We start from the raw sequence: 17,895 nt of genomic DNA, 5'->3' as shown, positions 1-17,895 counted from the left end.
GTGCGGGGGAGTGGGCGTCTGGGGCGCGACCGCGGGGCCGGCGCGGTGCGCGGGGGAGGCGGGGCGCGCCGGGCCCTGCCTGAGCCGGCGGAGAACCGGGCGGCGGGAAGCACCGAGAGTAGCCGCAACCGAAGGTGCGGCGGCTCCGGTGCCGCAGGGCCCGCAGCAACGGCAGGCGGGCCCTGCGGCACCGGAAGACATGCACAAGTGATGCATAACACATTTTATGCATGAAACTTGGCCATATCGGTCGAAAATGGGGGTGGGACGGGGGCGAAGCAGGCTTGTGCAGGCGGGTTCGGCCCGCATCAGCGTCCCGAGGGCTCGCGCGGGTGCCGTCCGGCGGGACCGCGGCGACGACTGCGGGGCGTTCGAACCGCGGCGCCCGGGCCGGCGGCAGGCGGACGGCCGTCCTGGTCGGCGGGTTTCGGCGGCATCCGGGTGAAGGCCGGGCGGCGGCGCAGACCCGTGTGGCCGGTGCGCGGCCGCCGAAGGCCCGGCCACACGGGTCCGCATGGTCGCGAAACGCCGTATGTGCACCGCTTCTCACGCTCATCCCCAATACGCCGATAATGTACATTATGTAAAGTATGGCCGTTGTCGGGCGCGCCCCACTGGACCCCCGGTCCGCGTCGGGCCGCTGCGCCGCAGCACATCCCTTGGGCCCCGACGACGGCACGCTGCCTGTCGGTGCCTCCTCGTAGGCTCGCCGGCATGACACCACAGCCGCCCCACGATCCGCGTGCGGTCTTCTCCCGAGCCCTGGACCAAGCCCAGCAGCAGATCGCGGCCCTGTCCGGCGGCGAGCTGGACGCCCCCACCCCCTGCGCCGACTACGACGTCCGCGCCCTGCTCGGGCACATGGTCGCGGTGCTGCACAAGCTCGCCCGCATCGGAACCGGAGGCGACGCCGGCGACCTCCCCGACGTGGTCGAGGGCGTCGCCGACGACGGCTGGGTCGGCGCGTTCGCCGGGGCTCGCGCCGAGACCGAGCGGGTTTGGGGCGATGCGCCGCTGGATCACCCGGTCACGCTGCCGTGGGCGACACTGCCCGGCCACGCCGCCCTGGACGCCTACACCCACGAGTTCACCGTCCACTCCTGGGATCTGGCCCACGCCACCGGACGGCGCGCTGCGCTCGATCCGGACCTGGCCGTGCGGGCGCTCGAAGCGTTCCCGAAGTTCGCACCGCCCGAGGCGCGCAGCGGACACGGTCCGTTCGGACCGGTCGTATCGGTTCCCCGCAACGCCGACGTCTACACGAGGCTGGCCGCCTACCTGGGCCGCCGGCCCTGACTCTGCCCTCTCGGCGCAGGTGCGGAGGGGTGCCGCTCCCCCACCCCGCGGTGCGCGCCGCGGTCGCGCCGGCGGCGGTGGGGCTCGCCCGGCGAAAGCGGCCGCACTCCCCCGGGCCGCTCGGGCGTGGGCAGGGCCGGCGCGTCGGGTCGGCGACCATGCGGTGCGGCTCTCGACGCCGCTTTCGCGCAGTTCGGCGGCGCGCAGGTCGGAAGAGTGCCGGGCGTCGTCGGCGGCCGCGCCGGCCGGGTGCTGCGGGCCCCCGGGCTCCCTCGCCCCGCGGTGCGCGGCGGTCAGACCTTGGGCACGTGCACGCTGAGCACGGCCGACCTGCCGCCCTGCACTGCCGCGACGGCCTCGTCGAGGGCGCCGGCGAGCTGGTCGGGGCGGTCGACGGTGCGGCCCCAGGCGCCGCCGGCGGCCGCGGCGATGCCGGGCAGGTCGGCTTCGGGGTCGAAACCGGTGTTGAAGTCGTCGTTGGCCGCGGCGGCGCCGTCGGGGTGCACGCCCAGGGTGGAGAGCTTGGGCGACTTCCAGCCGCGGTTGTCGAAGACGACGGTGAGGGTGGGGGTGTTGTAGCGGCGGGCGACCCAGTAGGTGGAGGAGGGCACGCCGAACAGGAAGGAGCCGTCGCCGACGAGGCTGACCACCAGGCTGCGGGGGTGGGCGAGTTTGGCGCCGATGGCGGCGCCGGCGTGCCAGCCCAGGGAGCCTCCGCCGGAGCCGATGAGGCTGCCGGGTCGGGTGGCGCCCAGGTGCTCGTTGACGGTCTGGTAGTTGGAGATGGCCTCGGTGAGCACGATGGCGTCCTGCTCGGTGGCGGCGAGCAGGTCGCGCAGGTGGGCGACCAGGGACTGGGGGGTGATGGTGTCGGGGCGGGGCTGCTCGCGTTCGGCCGCGTCGGCGCGGCGCCGGGCGTGCCGGCGGTGCAGTCGGGTGCGGCGGTGGGCGACGGCGTCGCCGTCGGCGAGACCGGTGTGGTCGATGTGGGTGGAGAGCTGGTCCAGTGCGGTGCGGGCCTGGGCGCGGGAGAAGGTCTCGGCGGGCACGTGCCACAGGGGCATCTGCTCTTTGAGGGGGTCGGTGTCGATGACGAAGATGCGCGCGTCGGGGCGGGGCGGGTTGCTCAGGGGGATCCACGGGACGTCGGTGTCCAGGGCCAGGACGGTGTCGGCTTCGGCGAGGGCGGGGGTGGGCTCCTGGGTGTTCCACTGGTAGCCGGCGTGGAGGGGGTGGTCGGCGGGGAAGTTGAGGCGCATGGGCACCGACTCCAGCACGGGGATGGCCAGTTGTTCGGCCAGGTGGACGAGCTGGGGCACGGCGCGGGGGTCGCGGCCGAGGTAGGAGGTGACGATGAGGGGGTTGTCGGCGTGGGCGAGGGCGCGGGCGACGGTGTCGGTGGTGTGGGGGTCGAGTGCGGCGGGGGCGACGGGGGGTGTGCGCTGGAGGTGGTAGCGGGGGTCGTCGGCGTGGGCGGGGTCGAGGTTTTGCTCCATGACCTCGCGGGCGCCGACGAGGTAGACGGGTCCGGCGGGTTCGCTGGTGGCGATCTGCATGGCGCGGTGGACGAGTTGTTTGACGTTGGCGCCGGTGCGGATCTCGTTGTCGTATTTGGTGTAGCCGCGGACGATGCCGCGCTGGTCGTGGACGTCTTGGATCCACTGGATGAACTCGTTGCGGCTGCCGGTGTGTTCGCCGTACTGGGTGAAGGGTGAGGCGCCGGCGAAGACGAGGACGGGGGTGCGGCCTTTGGCGGCGTTGTGGAGCATGCCGCCGATGTTCTGGGTGCCGCATTCGACGTGGACGATGACGGCTTGGGGGCGCCCGGTGGTTTGGGCGTAGCCCTGGGCGGCGGAGAAGGCGACGCTTTCGTGGGGGCAGATGATCATGCGGGGGAAGCGGTGGTCGTCGCCGTCGGCGCGGGCGTGGGCGTAGGCCTCGACGATGCCGGGGTGGTCGCTGCCGAGGTTGGCGAAGACGTAGTCGACGCCGGTTTCGGTGAGGGCTTCGAGGAAGGCGGTGCTGGTGGTGTAGGGCGTGGTGTCCATGGCGACCAGTGAAGCATCCGGGGCGGGTGTGTTCGGCCGGGGTGTGGTGCTTGTGGGGGTGGGCGGGGCGGGTGTTTCGTCCCGGGTGGCGCTGGGCTGGGGTCAGGGGTCGGGGGTGGGGGTGACGGTGTCGACGAGGTCGTCGATGATGCGGGTGAAGCCGGTCTCCTGCCAGGCGTCGGGCAGGGTGAGGCGTTCGACGATCAGGCCGCTCATGGCGAGGTAGAGGGCGACGGCGGTGCGGCGGCCGCCGGGGTAGCCGCCGTCGACGTGGAAGGCGATGCTGTCGGTGATGTTGGTGCTGATGGCGGCGGTGAGGGCGTGGCGGACGTGGGGTCGGCGGATGCCTTCCAGGCGTAGTTCGAGGAGGGCGATGTAGCCGGCGGGGTCGCGGGTGATGCGGTCGAAGAGGTCGTGCATGGCGGTGCGGACGGTTTCGCGGGTGGGTGCGGGTGCGGTGAGTTCGGCCATGCGGTGGGGGGTGGGGGCCAGGCGGATGTGGACGTGGGCGCCGGTTTGGGCGAGGAGGGTGTCGCGGTCGGGGAAGTAGTTGGAGGCGGTGCCGGGGGGTACGGCGGCGGCGGTGTCGACGGCGCGGAAGGTGAGGCCGCGGGCGCCCTGGGCGGCGAGGACGTCGATGGCGGCGTCCAGGAGTGCGCGGCGGCGGGTCTGGTTGGTTCTGGCCATGTCGGGTGCTCCCTTGTTCTCGTGCCAGAAAACCACTTCATGTGGAGTACTCTTCTCATAGTACTATGCGTGCAGTAGTCGATGGAGGGAGTCGTATGCAGACCAAGAATCTGGTCGGATTCGCGTTGTCGGTGCAGGATCCGGCCGGGTGTGCGCAGTGGTTCGCCGAGCACTTCGGTTTCGGCGTGAACATCGACATCGGCTGGTATGTCAATACGGCCTCGCCCGATCTGCCGTCGGTGAGCCTGGACTTCGTGCAGTGCGACCACGAGTCCCTGCCCGAGGGGCTGCGTGGGCGGGCGGTGGCGGGGGCGATGGTGGCGTTCCTGGTCGAGGACGTGGACGCCGAGGCCCGGCGTCTGCGGGGCGCGGGTGCGGACTTCGCGTTGGAGACGGTCACCGAGCCGTGGGGGCAGCGCCGCTTCCAGGTCCGGGCGCCCGAGGGGGTGGTGGTGGAGGTGCTGCAGATGGTGGAGGCCGATCCGCAGTGGCTGGCCGCCCACGGGTTCTGAGTGGGACCCGGCGGCGGTCGCGCCCGGCGCCTGCTCTTGAGCGGTCGCTCAAATCGGTTTAAGCTGCCGTTTGAGCGACCGCTCAAAACGCCTGTGCCGGGAGGTCGGACGTGCTGCTGTATGTGGAGACCACCATCGCCGCCCCGATGGAGACGGTGTGGCGCCGTACCCGCGAGCGCGCCCAGCCCGCGCTGGGACCTGCGGTTCTCCTCCATCGCCGGGCTGGACGGAGAAGCCGAGCACGCACAGCGCTTCGCCTGCACCACGCGCCTGCCGGGCGGGGTGGTGATCACCGGGACCGGGTGCACCGCCGCCGAGCGCACCCGCGCCGACGGCACCCGCACCTCGGCGCTGCGGTTCTCCTCCGACCACCCGCTGAGCCCGGTCGCCGCCGGCGGCGGCCACTGGCGCTACACGCCGCGCCCCGGCGGGGTGGGCTTCGCCACCGGCTACCGCTACCGCCCCCGGTGGGGCCGGGTCGGCCGGGCGGCCGACGCCTGGGTCGCGGGGCCGCTGATGGGCTGGGCCACCGCCTGGTCCTTCGACCGCCTGCGGCTGTGGTGCGAGGACGGCACCGGCCCCGAGCGGCTGCGGCCGCGGCGCCGGCGCTGCCCGGTTGGGCGGCGGCCGCCTTGGCTGCAGCGGCAATCCTGCTGCCGGTGCCGCGCGGCGTCCCCGCGGCGCGGCGCTGCCGCCGCTCCCCTGCCGCGCCCGCGCGCGCGGCAGGCAGGGGTGCTGCGATGAGCGCCCCCGCTACTCCCCCGCTGTTCGTGCGCGCGCTGGGCGCCGACTTCCACCGGCTGCACCCCCGGTTGCAGTACCGCTTCTCGGCGGGGCTGTCCACGGGACGTGCCTGTGTGGGCCGCGGCATGATGCACCGCGTCTGGCACGGGCGGTGGCCGGTGCGGCCGCTGCTGGCGCTGGGCGCGCTGCGCCACGTCCTGGTGCCCGAGGCCGAGGAGAACGTTCCCTTCACCATCGTCAACGCGCCCTACCGCGACTCCTTCGGCCGCGAGGCCCTCACGTTCGTGCGCAGCTTCGCCTTCGCCCGGCGCCGGCGGCGCTTCGACGCCCACATGGTCTACTGCCCCGAGCGCGGCTGCATCGTCGACTACCTGGGCACCCACCAGCATCTGGCCACCGACCTGCACGTCGCGGCGGGCCCCGGCGGGGAGCTGTTGATCGAGTCGGGGCGCCACCGGCTGCGCGAGGGCCCCCTCGACGCGGGCCTGCCCGCGGCGCTGGCGGGGCGGGCGCGGGTGCGCGAGTCCTATGACGAGGGGGCCGGCTGCTTTCGCGTCGCGGTGGCGGTGGACAACCCGGTCGTGGGGCCGCTGTTCGGCTATGAGGGGTGGTTCGAGGCCGACTACCCCGACGCGGCCGCGCTGGGCCGGTGCGCCGCTCTGCGGGCGGTGCGCGAGGAGCAGCGCGTATAGTTCGGCCCATGAGCCAGGAGACCCGCACCCGGCTGCTCGCCGGGGCTCTGCAGACCCTGGTGGAGCACGGCATCGCCGGCGCGTCGGCGCGCACCATCGCGGGGGCGGCCGGGGTCAACCAGGGCCTGGTCTTCTACCACTTCGGCAGTGTGGACAACCTGCTGGCCGAGGCGTGCCGCTACGGGTCCGGGCAGCGGGTGGCGCGCTACCGCGACCGGTTCGCGGCCGTGGCGAGCCTGGACGAGCTGGTGGAGCTGGGGCGCGTGGTCCACGCCGAGGAGCGGGCGGCCGGGCACGTGGCCACGCTGGGCCAGCTGCTGGCGGGCGCCCAGAGCCACCCGCGCCTGGCCGAGGCCACCGCGGCGGGGCTGGAGCTGTGGATCGCCGAGCTGGAGCAGGTGCTGGCTCGGGTCCTTTCGGGCGGGCCGATGGCCGGCCTGGTGGACGTCGGCGGGCTGGCGCGGGCGATGGCGGCCGGGTTCGTGGGGCTGGAGCTGTATGAGGGCGCCGACTCCGCCGGCGCCGAGCGGGCGCTGGCGTCGCTGGAGCAGTTGGCGCTGGCGGCGGCCGTGGTGGAGGAGATGGGGCCGCTGGCGCAGCGGGCGCTGCGGGCCCGGCTGCGGCGGGGCGGGGCGGCGCCCACGAGCCGGGGGTAGCCGCTGCTGCGCGCACCCGGTGCCGAGTGCGGGCGGGGTTCAGGCGAGTCCACCGTTGCTGGTGATGAGCTGGCCGTTGACCCAGCCGCCGCGGGCTGAGCAGAGGAACTCGATGAGATGGGCGCAGTCCTGAGGGGTGCCGAGCCGGCCGAGCGGGGTGGCGCTGCGCAGCTGTCGGGCGTGTTCGGCGCTCATCCAGCCGGTGTCGACGGGGCCGGGGTTGAGGGCGTTGGCCGAGACGCCCAGGTGCGCCAGTTCTGTCGCCGCGGCCAGGGTGATGCGGTCCAGGGCGCCCTTGCTGGCGCCGTAGGGCAGGTTGTGTGCGGTGTGGTCGCTGGTGAGGGCGATGATGCGGCCGGCGCCGTGGGGCGCTTTCAGGCGCAGGGCGTATTCGCGGATGAGGAGCCAGGCGGCGCGGGTGTTGACGGCGAAGTGGCGGTCGAAGCTCTCGGGTGTGGTGTCGAGCAGGCCGGAGTCGACCGATTCGCAGTGGGCCAGGACCAGTGCGGTGGCGGGGCCGAGGCGGTCGGCGACGGTGTCCATGAGGCGGGCGGGGGCCTGGGGGTCGGCCAGGTCGGCCTCCACTCCCAGCGCGCGGGCGCCGTATTCGGTGATGGCGGCGTGCAGTGCGCGGGCGGCGCCCTCCTCGGCGCCCCAGGGCATGCGGGCGTCGTAGGGGCGGTAGTAGGTGAAGGCGACGTCCCAGCCGTGGGCGGCGAGGGTGCGCGCGGTGGCGGCGGCGATGTTGGAGGTGCGCCCGGCCCCGGTGACCAGCGCGACCGGGCGGGTGGCGGTGTGGGCGTGCATGGGCGCCATCTTCGTCGCCGCCGCGCCGCGGCGCACCGGGTTTTCTCCGCCCGCTACCGGCGGCGGGTCAGCGGTGGAGGAATTCGGTGATGAGGGCGGTGAGCTGGGCGGGGGCGTCGTGCTGGATGAGGTGGCCGGCGCCGGGCACGGTGTGCAGGCGGGCGTGGCCGATGGCGCGGGCAAGGCGGTGGCCGGTGGCGGGCGCCAGCCAGGTGTCGTTCTGGCCCCATAGGACGGTGACGGGCATGGGCAGGCGGTGCAGGTCGCCTTCGATTTGGGCGGTGTGGCGCTCGTCGGCCTGGGCGATCTGGCGGTAGAAGGCGGACTGGCCCGTCGCGCCGAGCCAGGGGTCGGCGAGTTCGGCGGCGTCGGCGGCGCGCAGGGGGCGGTGGGCGGCGGAGGCGATGTAGGCCTCGACCAGGGCGCGGTGCATGGGTGCGGGCAGGGCGGAGAAGACGCCGGGGTTGTCGGCGACGAGGCGGAAGAGGTCGCTTCCCCAGGGGCGCAGGCTCACGGCGTCGACCAGGGCCAGGCGGCTGTAGGAGGCGCCGTCGAGCAGGGCGCTGCGCAGGGCGACGGCTCCGCCGAAGTCGTGGGCGACCACGGCGGGGGCGTCGAGGTCCCAGTGCTGCAGTAGCCGGGTGAAGGCCTGCTGTTGGGCGGCGAGGCTGACGTCCTGGTCGGGGTGCATCTGGGAGCGGCCGTAGCCGGGCATGTCCCACAGGTAGACGGTGTGGTGGGGAGCCAGGGCGGTGGCGATGTCGCGCCAGACGGCGGAGGAGAAGGGGGTGCCGTGCATGAGGACGACGGCGGGGCCTTCTCCGATGCGGGTCCAGGCGATGCGGCCGTTGGGTGCCTGGAAGGTCTCGGTGAGTGCGGTAGCGGGGGTGTCGGTCATGACCCCTCCCCTTTCGTTACTTGCTTGTCGGTTATGGGAGTAACGGTAGCAGTTACCGGTACGCAATGCGAGGGGGTAACATCGTGGGATGGTCTACACGCGTCCCCCCGCACCGGGCGATCTCGCCCTGGTCGAGTCGTTCTGCAACACCGCCGCGTTCCTGCGCGGAACCGACGCGCTGGCCGAGCCGGAGGGCGCCCGCGCCTGGCTGGGCGGGCAGGGCTTCGCGGCCGGCGGCGTGGAACCGGGCGAGGCCCAGCGCCTGCGCACGGTGCGCGAAGCGGTGCGCGACCACCTCCAGGGCCGCGAGGCGGGCCCGGCCCGCCGGCGCCTGAGCGCGGAGTCGCACACCCTGCTGGGCCCGCCGCGCTGGCGGGCCCAGGAGCCGGCGCCGCGCCTGATCGGCGCCGCCGCCGAGGACGCCGGCGGCGCGGAAGGGCTGCTCGCCGCGGTACTGGCCGCCGTGGCCGCCGCCGAGATCGGCGGGCGGCGCGACCGGCTGAAGGTCTGCGCCGCACCCGAGTGCCGGTGGGTCTTCTACGACCGCTCCCCCGCCAACTCCGGAAGCTGGTGCAGCATGGAGATCTGCGGCGCCCGCCACAAGATGCGCTCCTACCGCACCCGCCGCGGCTGAGCCCGCCCGTGCCCGGCCGCTACCGGATGTAAAGCATCGGTTGCGATACGCGCGCCGGCGGTGCCCGGACCCCGCCCGCGGGAAGTCACCCCGGCGAGGCGGCACACCCCCGCCGCCGCGTATACGAGCGCAAAGGACGACGTTTCCATGGCCGAGCACACTTCGAGAGCGCCGGGGCGATCCCTGTGGCGGCGCTACCTCGACTTCCCGCTCATCTACAAGCTGGCGATCGCCCTGGCCGCCGGCGCGGTGACCGGGCTGGCGGTGGGCGAACCCGCCGCCGCGCTGGCGCCGCTGGGCGAGGTGTTCCTGCGGCTGCTGCAGATGCTGGTCATGCCGCTGGTCCTGCTCACCCTGATCGCCGGCGTCTCCTCCATCAGTCCGGCCCGGCTGGGCGGCATCGGCCTCAAAGCCCTGGTGTTCTACCTGGCCACCTCCACCGTGGCGATCACCGTCGGCATCCTGCTGGCGCTGGCGGTCTCGCCCGGCGCGGGCCTGGCCGCGCCCGGCCAGGCCGAGCAGAGCCCGCAGAAGGCGCCGCCGGTGACCGAGACCCTGCTCGGCGTCATCCCCGAGAACCCTTTCGCCGCCCTGGCCGAAGGCAACGTGCTGGCGGTGATGTTCGCCGCGATCGCCGCCGGGATCGCGCTGGCGTTCATGCGCGCCAGTACCGACGAGCGCGTGCGCGGCCTGGGCGAGCTGCTGCGCCGCGGCGTGGACGCGGGCGTGGAGCTGGTGTTCCTCATCGTGCGCGGCGTGCTGCAGTACGCCCCGGTGGGCGTGTTCGCGCTGATCGCGGTGGTGATGGCCGAGACCGGGACCGATGCGCTGCTGCCGCTGGCCAAGCTCACCGGCGTGGTCTACGGCGGGGTGGCGGTGCAGATCGCCGTCTACGTCGGGCTGATGGCGCTGTTCGGGATCGGTCTGCGGCGTTTCTTCGGTGCGGCGCGCGAGCCCATGGTGACGGCGTTCGCGACCCGCTCCAGCAGCGGCACCCTTCCGGTCTCCACCCGTGCCGCCCGGCGCATGGGCGTCGACGAAGGCGTCTACGGGTTCACGCTGCCGCTGGGCGCCACCGTCAACATGGACGGTACGGCGATCTACGTGGGCGCGGCCACCGTCTTCGTCGCCAACGTCTCCGGAGCCGAGCTGACCGTGGGCCAGCTGCTGATGGTGGTGCTGGTGGGCGTTCTGGCCTCGATCGGCACGGCCGGCGTACCGGGGGCGGGGCTGATCATGCTCTCGCTGGCGGTGACCCAGGCGGGGCTGCCGTTCGCGCCGGTGGCGCTGGTGGCCGGCATCGACGCGATCCTGGACATGGTCCGCACCATGTGCAACGTCACCGGGGACCTGACGGGGACCCGCATCATCGCCCGCACCGAGCGCGGGATGATGCACGAGCCCGAGGAGGCCGCCGGCTCCGGCCGGGCCGCGGGCGCCGCGCCCCGCGAGCGGGCCGGCGCCGCGTCACCGGGTCCGGCCGACGATGCGGCGCCGCCCCCGGGCGCGTGAGGGCACACGCACACCGGCGGTCGGCGGCGCCTGATCCGCGCGCGCCGCCGACCGCAGGCGGCCGCCGCAGGCCGGGGGAGCGTCGGTCCCGGCGGCGGCCTTTTCGGAGAGCCTCAGCCAAACAGCTCGTCGACGGAGTCGACGAGGACGGCCCGGTCCAGCCAGGTGTCGAGCCGGTCGAGGTCGGTGCAGGAGGCGATGCGCTCGCGCGCCTCCTGCGGCATCGGGACCCCGCGCGCGGCCAGCACCCGCAGCACGGCCTTGGCCTCGCCTTTGGCCTCGCCTTTCGCTTCGCCCCTGGCCTCGCCGATACTCACGTACTTGCGGGCGAATTCGCTCTGGTAGCTCTCAGTGGTTCGCATGAGTTCGTCCCAATTCCGTCGAGCCGCGCCGGACAGCGCCGTGGCCACGAAGTCATAGTAGAGCTTGAACAGTTCCGCAGGCACGGAATCCAGAGCTTCGGCGCAGGCCACGATGGTTCCCATGTCCTCGCCGCCGTGCGCCAGCGCCGAGAGGATGGCCAGTTCGGGCACGGCCACGGCCTCCTCCACGGAGGTCACCACCGGCATCCGGTCCTGGCCCAGGACCAGCGGAACGAGGTGCCAGTGCGGGTGGCCCATGTCGATGGGCTCGCCGGCCCACTTGGCCGTGGCGGGCTCGGGGCACATCACCAGCAGTACTGCGGGGCACTCCAGGCGGGAGCGCAGCGTGGCGAGGTAGACCGGCCAGGAGTAGCGCTTGCGCTCATCGGGTCGGCGCTGAACCTCGGCCACCACCGCCAGCCGGTCGACTCCCGCGTTTCTGAGCACGACCACGCCGTCGGGACGGTACTCCTTGGGCTGGTTGTCGGTGCAGTCGCCTGAGGCCAGATGCGTCTCGTCGTGGTCGGGGACGCAGATCCCGAAGGAGCGCTCCAGCAGCAGTGCCGCCAGTTCGGGGCGGTTGCGCAGGAACCCCAGCGGCATCTCGTGCTCGGAGGTGGGCATGGCAGGAAGCTACCGGGGGCGGGTGCGCCCGGGCGGGTGATTGCCGATTGCGCCGCCGATCCGGTGACGTTTCGGATACCGAGGGTGTCCCAAAGCCGAGCGGGGTGCGGGCGGCGGCGTCGGCCGCTTGGGCCGGGGCACCGCCGGTCCTCTGCTCGGGCGCGGGTGCCCGCACCCGGTCGAGGGGCCGCGGGCGCGTCCCTGCGGGTGCCGATCGGCGAGGGTTTGTGCCCGGATGCCCCGGCAGGCCTGCGCCGCCCGGGTCGCGCCCCGGGCCGAGCGGCAGGACCTTGCGGTGCAGGCGCACGGAGCCCTCAGCGCAGCGGATCGGCGGGCGGCGCCTGCGGCCGGGCGCGCTCGCCCCGGGCGTGGCGGGCGCGGTTCGGGGGTGTCCGCAACCTTTCGCACACGTAGTTCTGAATCTTCAGAAATTCCTGAAAATCGGATAGACTTCATCGGTCATCGCCGCCGTGCGGGGCGCACCGCGCACCGGGCCGCCCCGCACGGCGCCCCCCGCTTGAAGGAGGCGCTGTGCCCCGGTCCGACCGCGACGCCGGCTGGAAGGCCGGCCTGCCGCCCGTGCGCTGCTCGCGCGTGCTCGCCCACCGGGGACTGGCGGTCCCCCTTCCCGGCGGCGGCCGCCTGCTGGCCGACCGCTACCACCCCGCCGACGACGAGCGCGCTCCCCTGGTGCTGATGCGCACCCCCTACGGCCGCCGCTCCGGCGCCTGGACGGCCCGGCTCATCGCCAAGCGCGGCTACCAGGTGCTGATCGTCAGCACCGCGGGCACCGGAGGCTCCAGCGGCCGCTTCCGCGGCTGGCTGCTGGACCCGGGCGAACCGGGCGCCATCATGGACTGGCTGCGCACCCGGTCCTGGTTCCCCGGTGCGATGGCCACCTGGGGCGCCAGCTTCCTGGGCTACACCCAGTGGCAGATGGGCACCGAATCCGTCGACGAGTGGCGCGCCGCCCTCATCCAGGACGCACCGCCGGAGGTGTATACGACCTTCCTCTACCGCGGCGGCGTCCTGGCGCTGGGCGACTGGCTGCGGTGGGCCCAGCAGATGAGCACCCTGGGCCGCGCCGACGGCGACCCCTCCCTGCTGCGCGGGGTCGCGGCCCTGATCCCGGCGCTGCTGCGGGGCCGGCGCGCCTACGCCCGCCTGCCCGTGAGCGATGCCGACCGCGTCCTGGCCGGGCGCAGGATCGACTTCTTCCAGGAGTGGCTCGCCCACCGGTGCCCCGATGAGCTGTGGCAGGCCATGGACCACACCGCCAACGCCGAGCGCCTGCCGCCCGTCGTGCACCTGGCCGGAGGCTGGTACGACCCGTTCCTGCCCGGGGTGCTGGACGGCTACGCGGCGCTGCGCTCGGGCGAGAGCGGCGCGCGGCGCAGCGTGCGGCTGCTCATCGGCCCCTGGACGCACGGGTGGAGCCTGTTCACCCGGGCGTACATGAGCGAGGCCTTCGCCGTGCTGGAGCACGCCCTGCGCGGGGGCGGCGAGCCCGCCGGCGGCGTGGGGGTTTGGGTGGGCGGCGCCGAGCACTGGCGCGACCTCGACGCCTGGCCCCCGCCCGACCGCGCGCCGACGCCGCTGTACCTGCACCCCGGCGGCCGGCTGGGCCGGCAGCGCCCCGAGGCGGGCGCGCCCACCCCGCTGCGCTACGATCCGGCCGATCCCACGCCGTCGGTGGGCGGTCCGGTGCTCTTCGGCGGCGGCGCCAAGGACAGCCGCCCGCTGCTGGGCCGCGCCGACGTCGCCGCCTTCACCGGCCCCGAACTGCAGGAGGCCGTCGAGGCTGCGGGCCCGGTTGCGGCGCAGGTCTACGTCGCCTCGGCGCTGGAGCACTGCGACGTGTTCGTGCGGCTGTGCGACGTGGACCCGCGGGGCCGGTGGCACCACGTGTGCGACGGCATCGTGCGGCTGGAGCCCGGCGGCCCCGGCCGGGACGGCGCGGAGGAGGAGTCGGACACCGGCAGCGCGGGCGGCGCGTGGCGGGTGTACCGGGCGCGGGTGCGGCTGTGGCCCGCGGCCCACCTCTTCGCCCGCGGCCACCGCGTGGGTGTGCTCGTGACCGGCGGCGCCCACCCGCGCTACGAGCGCAACCTGGGCACCGGCGACCAGTCGGGCACCGCGATGCGCGCCAACGACCTGCGGATCCTGCACGAGGGCGCGCACCCCTCGGCGCTGGAGCTGCCGCTGCGGGCACCCTGAGCGTGCCGGGCGACCGGGCAGCCGCGCGGATGGACCGGCGCTGCAGCCGATCGTGTCGCCCTCGTGAAGGAGAACGGTTCTCCGTTTGCGATGGCGACACGAGCGGCGGGGTTCGGACGTGCCCGCGGGTGGTGACCGTCCGGTTAGCCGGCGGTCGCTGAGCGGGCGCGCGCCGTCTAGGCTTCCGGTGTGGACGCTTTGGCCGGCCTGCTCGACGGGCCCCGCGCGCGGGGGGCGTTCCTGTGCCGCGTGGCCATGGACCCGCCCTGGGCGGTGCGCGTGCGGGACCGTGCGCCCTTGTCGCTGGTGGCCCCGCGCCGCGGCGCGGCCTGGGTGGTGCCCGACGAGGGCGAGCCGCGCCGGGTCCCGGTGGGCGGGGCGGCCCTGATGCGCGGGCCCGCCCCCTACACCTTCGCCGACGCCCCGGGCACCGCGCCGCAGGTGTTCATCGAGCCCGGAGAGCACTGCACCACGCCCCGGGGCGAACCGCTCTCGGATGTGCTGGGGCTGGGGGTGCGGCTGTGGGGCAGCCGCGCCGACGCCCACGCGCGGCTGCTGGTGGGCACCTACCGGATGGGCGCCCAGATCGGCCACCGGCTGCTGAGCGCACTGCCCCCGGTGGCCGTGCTGGACGAGCGGGCCTGGAGCGCACCGCTGCTGGGCGACATCGACGCCGAACTGGACCGCGACGAGCCCGGCCAGGACGTCGTCCTGGACCGCCTGCTGGACCTGCTGGTGATCTCGGCGCTGCGGTCCTGGTTCGCCGACCCGCAGCGCGCGGTGCCGGGCTGGTACCGGGCCCAGAGCGATGCGGTGGCCGGGCCGGCGCTGCGGCTGCTGCACGAGTCGCCCGAGCGGGCCTGGACGGTGGCTGATCTGGCCGCGGCCGCGGGGGTGTCGCGGGCGACGCTGGCGCGCCGCTTCACCGAGGCGGTGGGCGAGCCGCCGATGGCCTATCTGACGGGGTGGCGCCTGGAGCTGGCGGCGCAGCTGCTGCGCGACCCCGAGGCCACCGTCACCGCGGTGGCCAGGCGGGTGGGCTATGCGACCCCGTTCGCGCTGAGCGCGGCGTTCAAGCGGGTGCACGGCATCAGCCCGGCCCAGCACCGCGTCGGCGCGGCGTCGGCCGGGCCCTGAGCCCCGGCCGCGGCCGCGGCCGGGCGGGTGCAGGCGCCTCAGGCGTGCTCGCCGGGGTAGACCACGCCGATGCGCTCGCGCGCGGCGTCGAGGGCCTCGGCGATGCGCACGCTCTCGCGCCAGCTCATCAGCGGGCTCTGCCGCTCGCCCGCGCGCAGCCGCCGGTGGACCTCCATGACCTCGTACTCGAACCCGTTGGCGGTGTGGGGGTAGTCGAAGCGCTCGGGGTCGGCGCCCTCGCGGTGCAGTACCAGCCCGCTCGGGCAGAACCAGTCGGTCAGGGCGATGCTGCCGCGGGTGCCGACGATGTCGGCGCGGCGCGGGATGGGCGCCTCGATCGAGCAGCTGAGCACGCCCAGGGTGCCGCCGCTTCCGGTCACCGTCATCGCGACCTGGGAGTCGACGCCGGTGGGGGCCTTGTGGGCCTGGGCCTGGACCGAGGTGAGATCGCCCAGCACCATCGAGGCGAAGGCGACGGGGTAGACGCCCACGTCCAGCAGCGCGCCGCCGGCCAGGTCCGGGGAGAACAGCCGACCCTGCGGGTCGTAGTCCATGCGGCCGCCGATTCCGGCCTGGACCATGCGGACCTCGCCGATGGCGCCCTCGGCCAGCAGGTCGCGGACCTTGCGGGTGGCGGGGGCGAACCGGGTCCACATGGCCTCCATGAGGAACCGGTCGGCGCTCGCGGCGGCGCCGGTCATCGCGGCGGCCTGGCCGGCGTTGACGGCCAGCGGCTTCTCGCACAGCACGTGTCGTCCGGCCCGCAGGCACGTGACGGTGGGCTCGTGGTGGAAGTTGTGCGGGGTGGCGACGTAGACGACGTCGACGCCCTCGTCGGCGGCCAGCTCGGCGTAGGTGGCGTGGGAGCGGGGGATGTCCCAGGTGCGGGCGAAGCGGTCGGCGGTGGCGGCGCTGCGTGATCCCACCGCCACGACCTCGGCGTCGTCGACGGCGCGCAGGCCGGTCATGAAGCGGTGGGCGATGCCGCCGGTGCCGAGGATGCCCCAGCGCACCGGGGTAGAGGAGGACAAGTCGTTGGTCACCGCAGCAGCCTATTCCAGGGGGTTGGCAGCGAACGGGGGCGGGGCGGCGGCGGGCGGACGGCCGCACGGGCCCGGCATGGCCGGGTGCAGCGGGCGGCCGCGGCGAGTGCGGGCGGAACGGGAGGGACGGGCGATGGCGGACTGGGACGACGTGGTGGCGATGGGGAGCGCGCTTCCGCAGGTGCAGGAGTCGACCTCCTACAACACCCCGGCGCTGAAGGTGCGCGGCGCGTCGTTCGTGCGGCTGCGCACCGAGGCCGAGGGTGCCCTGGTGGTGATGTGCGGGCTGGATGAGAAGGCGGCGCTGCTGGCCTCGGGCGATCCGGCGTTCTTCACCACCGCGCACTACGACGGCTACGGCGCGATCCTGGTGGACCTGGAGCGGATCGAGCGCGGCGAACTGGCCGAGCTGGTGACCGAGGCGTGGCGGATCAAGGCACCGGTGCGGCTGCGGCAGCGGTTCGACGCCGGCTGAGCCCCGGCCCTCCGGCGAGCGCCGGGGGGCCGGGGCGCCGTCAGGGGCGCCGGCGCCGCACGGGCGCCGAGGACGGGATGTGGCCCAGGCCGTAGGCGCACACCGCCGCCCACCCGGCGGCGGCCGCGCCGACCTTCAGCCGCTGCTCGGCGCGCGGCAGGCCGGTGCCGAAGACGACGGCGTCGCCGAGGTCGCTGGCGATGCGCGCGGCCACCGCCGCCCGCATGGCCGCGGGCCCGGGCGCGCACAGCATCAGCGCGCCCAGCGCCATGTCGCGCACACCGATGGCATACATCAGCAGGCGGATGTCGTGCGGCACCTGCCCGTCGGGGCCGGCGTGGCCGCTGGGGCGGGCCATCAGACGCGGGCGGGCGATGATCGCGGCGCTGAAGGCGATCGTCACCGCCCCCAGCAGGCGGGGAACCAACATGGGCGCCTCCTCGTGGCGGGCGGGTCCGCGGTGCCTGCAGGGCTTGTGCCCGCGCGCCGCACCGGCCACACCGGCCCGGCCGGGCACCGCCGGCGCGTGTGGCGGGAAAACCGGTTGCGGGCGCGAGCGCGGCGCTGGTGGGCTTGGGCTGTTCCGCTCGCAGCGCCGACCTGCCGACAGGGGGGAAATGTTCAGCGACGCCGACGTCGAACGCTTCGTGGCCGAGGGTTTTCTGCAGCTGCCCGGGGCCGTGCCCGAGGCGGTGACTGAAGCCTGCCGTGCACAGCTGTGGCAGGCCAGCGGCTGCGCCCCCGAGGACCCCTCGACCTGGACCCGGCCGGTGGTGCGCGTTGGGGGGCTGTCCGGCGCGCCGTTTCGCGAGGCCGCCAACACCGGCGTGCTGCGCGCCGCCTACGACCGCCTCGCCGGTGAGGGCCGCTGGCAGGCGCCGCAAGGGCTGGGCACCTTCCCGCTGCGGTTTCCCAGCAGCGAGGACCCCGGCGACGCCGGATGGCACCTGGACGCCGGCTGCTCCGACGCGGGCGGCGGCTACCGGGTGACGCTGCGCTCGCACGGGCGGGCGCTGCTGATGCTGTTCCTGTTCACCGACGTGGCCGCCGCCGACGCGCCCACGCGCATCCGCGCGGGCTCCCACCGCGACGTCGCACCGCTGCTGGACGGCTTCTCGGAGCTGCCGGGGCGGGAGTGGTTCGACCTGTGCGGCGCGGCTGTGGAGGCCAGCGCCCACCGCCCGGTCGTGGACGCCGTGGGGCGGGCCGGTGACGTGTTCCTGTGCCACCCCTTCCTCGTGCACACGGCCCAGCCCCACCGCGGCACGGCGCCGCGCTTCATCGCCCAGCCGCCGCTGGAGCCCACCGCTCCCCTGGACCTGGACGCGTCGGTGCCTACCCCGGTGGAACGCGCCGTTCAGGAGGCGCTGGCCCAGGCGTAGCCGGCGGCCTGGGCGAGGGCCCGCCCCGGTGGGCGGGCCCCGCCTTCGCCCGCGCCGGCCGGATGCCCGGGGAAGGCACCCGGCCGGCGCGGGCGAAGGCGGGGCGGATGTCGACGTGGATGTCGCTGAGCCCGGCCGCCGCGGGCACGCCCGCGGCGGCCGGGCGGGG

Annotated in this window: 18 protein-coding genes; 11 read left to right on the top strand and 7 right to left on the bottom strand. The window is 74.7% G+C overall.

Annotated features, from left to right (window positions below; translation table 11 throughout):
* The first annotated feature begins 714 nt into the window (after window positions 1–714).
* Window positions 715–1,296, top strand: coding sequence for a TIGR03086 family metal-binding protein (locus RM446_RS16595; protein WP_311546228.1), 582 nt, complete (start codon window positions 715–717; stop codon window positions 1,294–1,296).
* Window positions 1,297–1,589: 293 nt separating this feature from the next.
* Here RM446_RS16595 and RM446_RS16590 read toward each other — a convergent pair whose 3' ends face one another.
* Window positions 1,590–3,344, bottom strand: coding sequence for a thiamine pyrophosphate-requiring protein (locus RM446_RS16590; protein WP_311546227.1), 1,755 nt, complete (start codon window positions 3,342–3,344; stop codon window positions 1,590–1,592).
* Window positions 3,345–3,446: 102 nt separating this feature from the next.
* Complete coding sequence (locus RM446_RS16585; protein WP_311546226.1) at window positions 3,447–4,031, bottom strand: TetR/AcrR family transcriptional regulator; 585 nt, start codon at window positions 4,029–4,031, stop codon at window positions 3,447–3,449.
* Window positions 4,032–4,126: 95 nt separating this feature from the next.
* Here RM446_RS16585 and RM446_RS16580 point away from each other — a divergent pair, with 95 nt between their 5' ends.
* From RM446_RS16580 to RM446_RS16565, 4 genes are all read left to right on the top strand, one after another.
* Window positions 4,127–4,543: a VOC family protein gene (locus RM446_RS16580; protein WP_311546225.1), complete on the top strand. Its 417-nt coding sequence runs from the start codon at window positions 4,127–4,129 to the stop codon at window positions 4,541–4,543.
* A 120-nt stretch (window positions 4,544–4,663) separates the two neighbouring features.
* Window positions 4,664–5,287 (top strand): hypothetical protein, encoded by a 624-nt coding sequence (locus RM446_RS16575; RefSeq protein WP_311546224.1) that lies wholly within the window; start codon window positions 4,664–4,666, stop codon window positions 5,285–5,287.
* Window positions 5,284–5,979, top strand: coding sequence for a DUF4166 domain-containing protein (locus RM446_RS16570; RefSeq protein WP_311546223.1), 696 nt, complete (start codon window positions 5,284–5,286; stop codon window positions 5,977–5,979). Before RM446_RS16575 ends, RM446_RS16570 begins: the two co-directional genes overlap by 4 nt.
* Before the next feature lie 8 nt (window positions 5,980–5,987).
* Entirely contained in the window at window positions 5,988–6,635 is a 648-nt protein-coding gene (locus RM446_RS16565; RefSeq protein WP_311546222.1) for a TetR/AcrR family transcriptional regulator, read from the top strand.
* Window positions 6,636–6,674: 39 nt separating this feature from the next.
* Here the strand turns inward: RM446_RS16565 and RM446_RS16560 are convergent, their stop codons facing one another.
* Window positions 6,675–7,442: an SDR family oxidoreductase gene (locus RM446_RS16560; protein ID WP_311546221.1), complete on the bottom strand. Its 768-nt coding sequence runs from the start codon at window positions 7,440–7,442 to the stop codon at window positions 6,675–6,677.
* A gap of 67 nt (window positions 7,443–7,509) precedes the next feature.
* Complete coding sequence (locus RM446_RS16555; protein ID WP_311546220.1) at window positions 7,510–8,340, bottom strand: alpha/beta fold hydrolase; 831 nt, start codon at window positions 8,338–8,340, stop codon at window positions 7,510–7,512.
* Between the two features lie 88 nt (window positions 8,341–8,428).
* Between RM446_RS16555 and RM446_RS16550 the strand changes: the two genes are divergently transcribed.
* Together RM446_RS16550 and RM446_RS16545 are read left to right on the top strand one after the other, a co-directional pair.
* A complete protein-coding gene (locus tag RM446_RS16550) occupies window positions 8,429–8,974 on the top strand; it encodes a CGNR zinc finger domain-containing protein (RefSeq protein ID WP_311546219.1) in 546 nt (181 codons plus the stop codon).
* A 147-nt stretch (window positions 8,975–9,121) separates the two neighbouring features.
* Window positions 9,122–10,486, top strand: a complete 1,365-nt coding sequence (locus tag RM446_RS16545) for a dicarboxylate/amino acid:cation symporter (protein ID WP_311546218.1) — start codon at window positions 9,122–9,124, stop codon at window positions 10,484–10,486.
* Window positions 10,487–10,599: 113 nt separating this feature from the next.
* On the opposite strand, the gene RM446_RS16540 is transcribed toward RM446_RS16545, so the two are convergent.
* The gene (locus RM446_RS16540; protein WP_311546217.1) at window positions 10,600–11,472 is read right to left on the bottom strand and encodes a hypothetical protein; all 873 of its coding nucleotides are present in this window, start codon (window positions 11,470–11,472) and stop codon (window positions 10,600–10,602) included.
* Between the two features lie 531 nt (window positions 11,473–12,003).
* On the opposite strand from RM446_RS16540, the gene RM446_RS16535 reads away from it, so the two are divergent.
* Window positions 12,004–13,689 carry a CocE/NonD family hydrolase gene (locus RM446_RS16535; protein ID WP_311546216.1) on the top strand — a complete coding sequence of 562 codons (1,686 nt, stop codon included), beginning with the start codon at window positions 12,004–12,006 and terminating at the stop codon, window positions 13,687–13,689.
* A 189-nt stretch (window positions 13,690–13,878) separates the two neighbouring features.
* Window positions 13,879–14,826 carry an AraC family transcriptional regulator gene (locus RM446_RS16530; protein WP_311546215.1) on the top strand — a complete coding sequence of 316 codons (948 nt, stop codon included), beginning with the start codon at window positions 13,879–13,881 and terminating at the stop codon, window positions 14,824–14,826.
* 38 nt (window positions 14,827–14,864) lie between these two features.
* Here RM446_RS16530 and RM446_RS16525 read toward each other — a convergent pair whose 3' ends face one another.
* Window positions 14,865–15,869, bottom strand: coding sequence for a Gfo/Idh/MocA family protein (locus tag RM446_RS16525; protein ID WP_311546214.1), 1,005 nt, complete (start codon window positions 15,867–15,869; stop codon window positions 14,865–14,867).
* Window positions 15,870–16,002: 133 nt separating this feature from the next.
* On the opposite strand from RM446_RS16525, the gene RM446_RS16520 reads away from it, so the two are divergent.
* Window positions 16,003–16,344 (top strand): MmcQ/YjbR family DNA-binding protein, encoded by a 342-nt coding sequence (locus RM446_RS16520; RefSeq protein WP_311546213.1) that lies wholly within the window; start codon window positions 16,003–16,005, stop codon window positions 16,342–16,344.
* 40 nt (window positions 16,345–16,384) lie between these two features.
* Here RM446_RS16520 and RM446_RS16515 read toward each other — a convergent pair whose 3' ends face one another.
* Window positions 16,385–16,774, bottom strand: a complete 390-nt coding sequence (locus tag RM446_RS16515; RefSeq protein WP_311546212.1) for a hypothetical protein — start codon at window positions 16,772–16,774, stop codon at window positions 16,385–16,387.
* Between the two features lie 187 nt (window positions 16,775–16,961).
* Here RM446_RS16515 and RM446_RS16510 point away from each other — a divergent pair, with 187 nt between their 5' ends.
* Window positions 16,962–17,726 carry a phytanoyl-CoA dioxygenase family protein gene (locus RM446_RS16510; protein ID WP_311546211.1) on the top strand — a complete coding sequence of 255 codons (765 nt, stop codon included), beginning with the start codon at window positions 16,962–16,964 and terminating at the stop codon, window positions 17,724–17,726.
* Window positions 17,727–17,895: the final 169 nt, after the last annotated feature.

This window comes from Streptomonospora wellingtoniae, assembly GCF_031845375.1.
Classification (GTDB): Bacteria; Actinomycetota; Actinomycetes; order Streptosporangiales; family Streptosporangiaceae; genus Streptomonospora; species Streptomonospora wellingtoniae.
This window is presented reverse-complemented; position numbering and strand designations above follow the sequence as displayed.

Excerpts from the sequence above, each read along its gene's own strand:
- RM446_RS16570 (WP_311546223.1), top strand. The coding sequence starts at position 5,284 with ATGAGCGCCCCCGCTACTCCCCCGCTGTTCGTGCGCGCGCTGGGCGCC.
- RM446_RS16510 (WP_311546211.1), top strand. The coding sequence starts at position 16,962 with ATGTTCAGCGACGCCGACGTCGAACGCTTCGTGGCCGAGGGTTTTCTG.
- RM446_RS16545 (WP_311546218.1), top strand. The coding sequence starts at position 9,122 with ATGGCCGAGCACACTTCGAGAGCGCCGGGGCGATCCCTGTGGCGGCGC.
- RM446_RS16585 (WP_311546226.1), bottom strand. The coding sequence starts at position 4,031 with ATGGCCAGAACCAACCAGACCCGCCGCCGCGCACTCCTGGACGCCGCC.
- RM446_RS16515 (WP_311546212.1), bottom strand. The coding sequence starts at position 16,774 with ATGTTGGTTCCCCGCCTGCTGGGGGCGGTGACGATCGCCTTCAGCGCC.
- RM446_RS16550 (WP_311546219.1), top strand. The coding sequence starts at position 8,429 with ATGGTCTACACGCGTCCCCCCGCACCGGGCGATCTCGCCCTGGTCGAG.
- RM446_RS16555 (WP_311546220.1), bottom strand. The coding sequence starts at position 8,340 with ATGACCGACACCCCCGCTACCGCACTCACCGAGACCTTCCAGGCACCC.
- RM446_RS16580 (WP_311546225.1), top strand. The coding sequence starts at position 4,127 with ATGCAGACCAAGAATCTGGTCGGATTCGCGTTGTCGGTGCAGGATCCG.
- RM446_RS16520 (WP_311546213.1), top strand. The coding sequence starts at position 16,003 with ATGGCGGACTGGGACGACGTGGTGGCGATGGGGAGCGCGCTTCCGCAG.
- RM446_RS16590 (WP_311546227.1), bottom strand. The coding sequence starts at position 3,344 with ATGGACACCACGCCCTACACCACCAGCACCGCCTTCCTCGAAGCCCTC.
- RM446_RS16540 (WP_311546217.1), bottom strand. The coding sequence starts at position 11,472 with ATGCCCACCTCCGAGCACGAGATGCCGCTGGGGTTCCTGCGCAACCGC.
- RM446_RS16565 (WP_311546222.1), top strand. The coding sequence starts at position 5,988 with ATGAGCCAGGAGACCCGCACCCGGCTGCTCGCCGGGGCTCTGCAGACC.
- RM446_RS16575 (WP_311546224.1), top strand. The coding sequence starts at position 4,664 with ATGTGGAGACCACCATCGCCGCCCCGATGGAGACGGTGTGGCGCCGTA.
- RM446_RS16595 (WP_311546228.1), top strand. The coding sequence starts at position 715 with ATGACACCACAGCCGCCCCACGATCCGCGTGCGGTCTTCTCCCGAGCC.
- RM446_RS16560 (WP_311546221.1), bottom strand. The coding sequence starts at position 7,442 with ATGCACGCCCACACCGCCACCCGCCCGGTCGCGCTGGTCACCGGGGCC.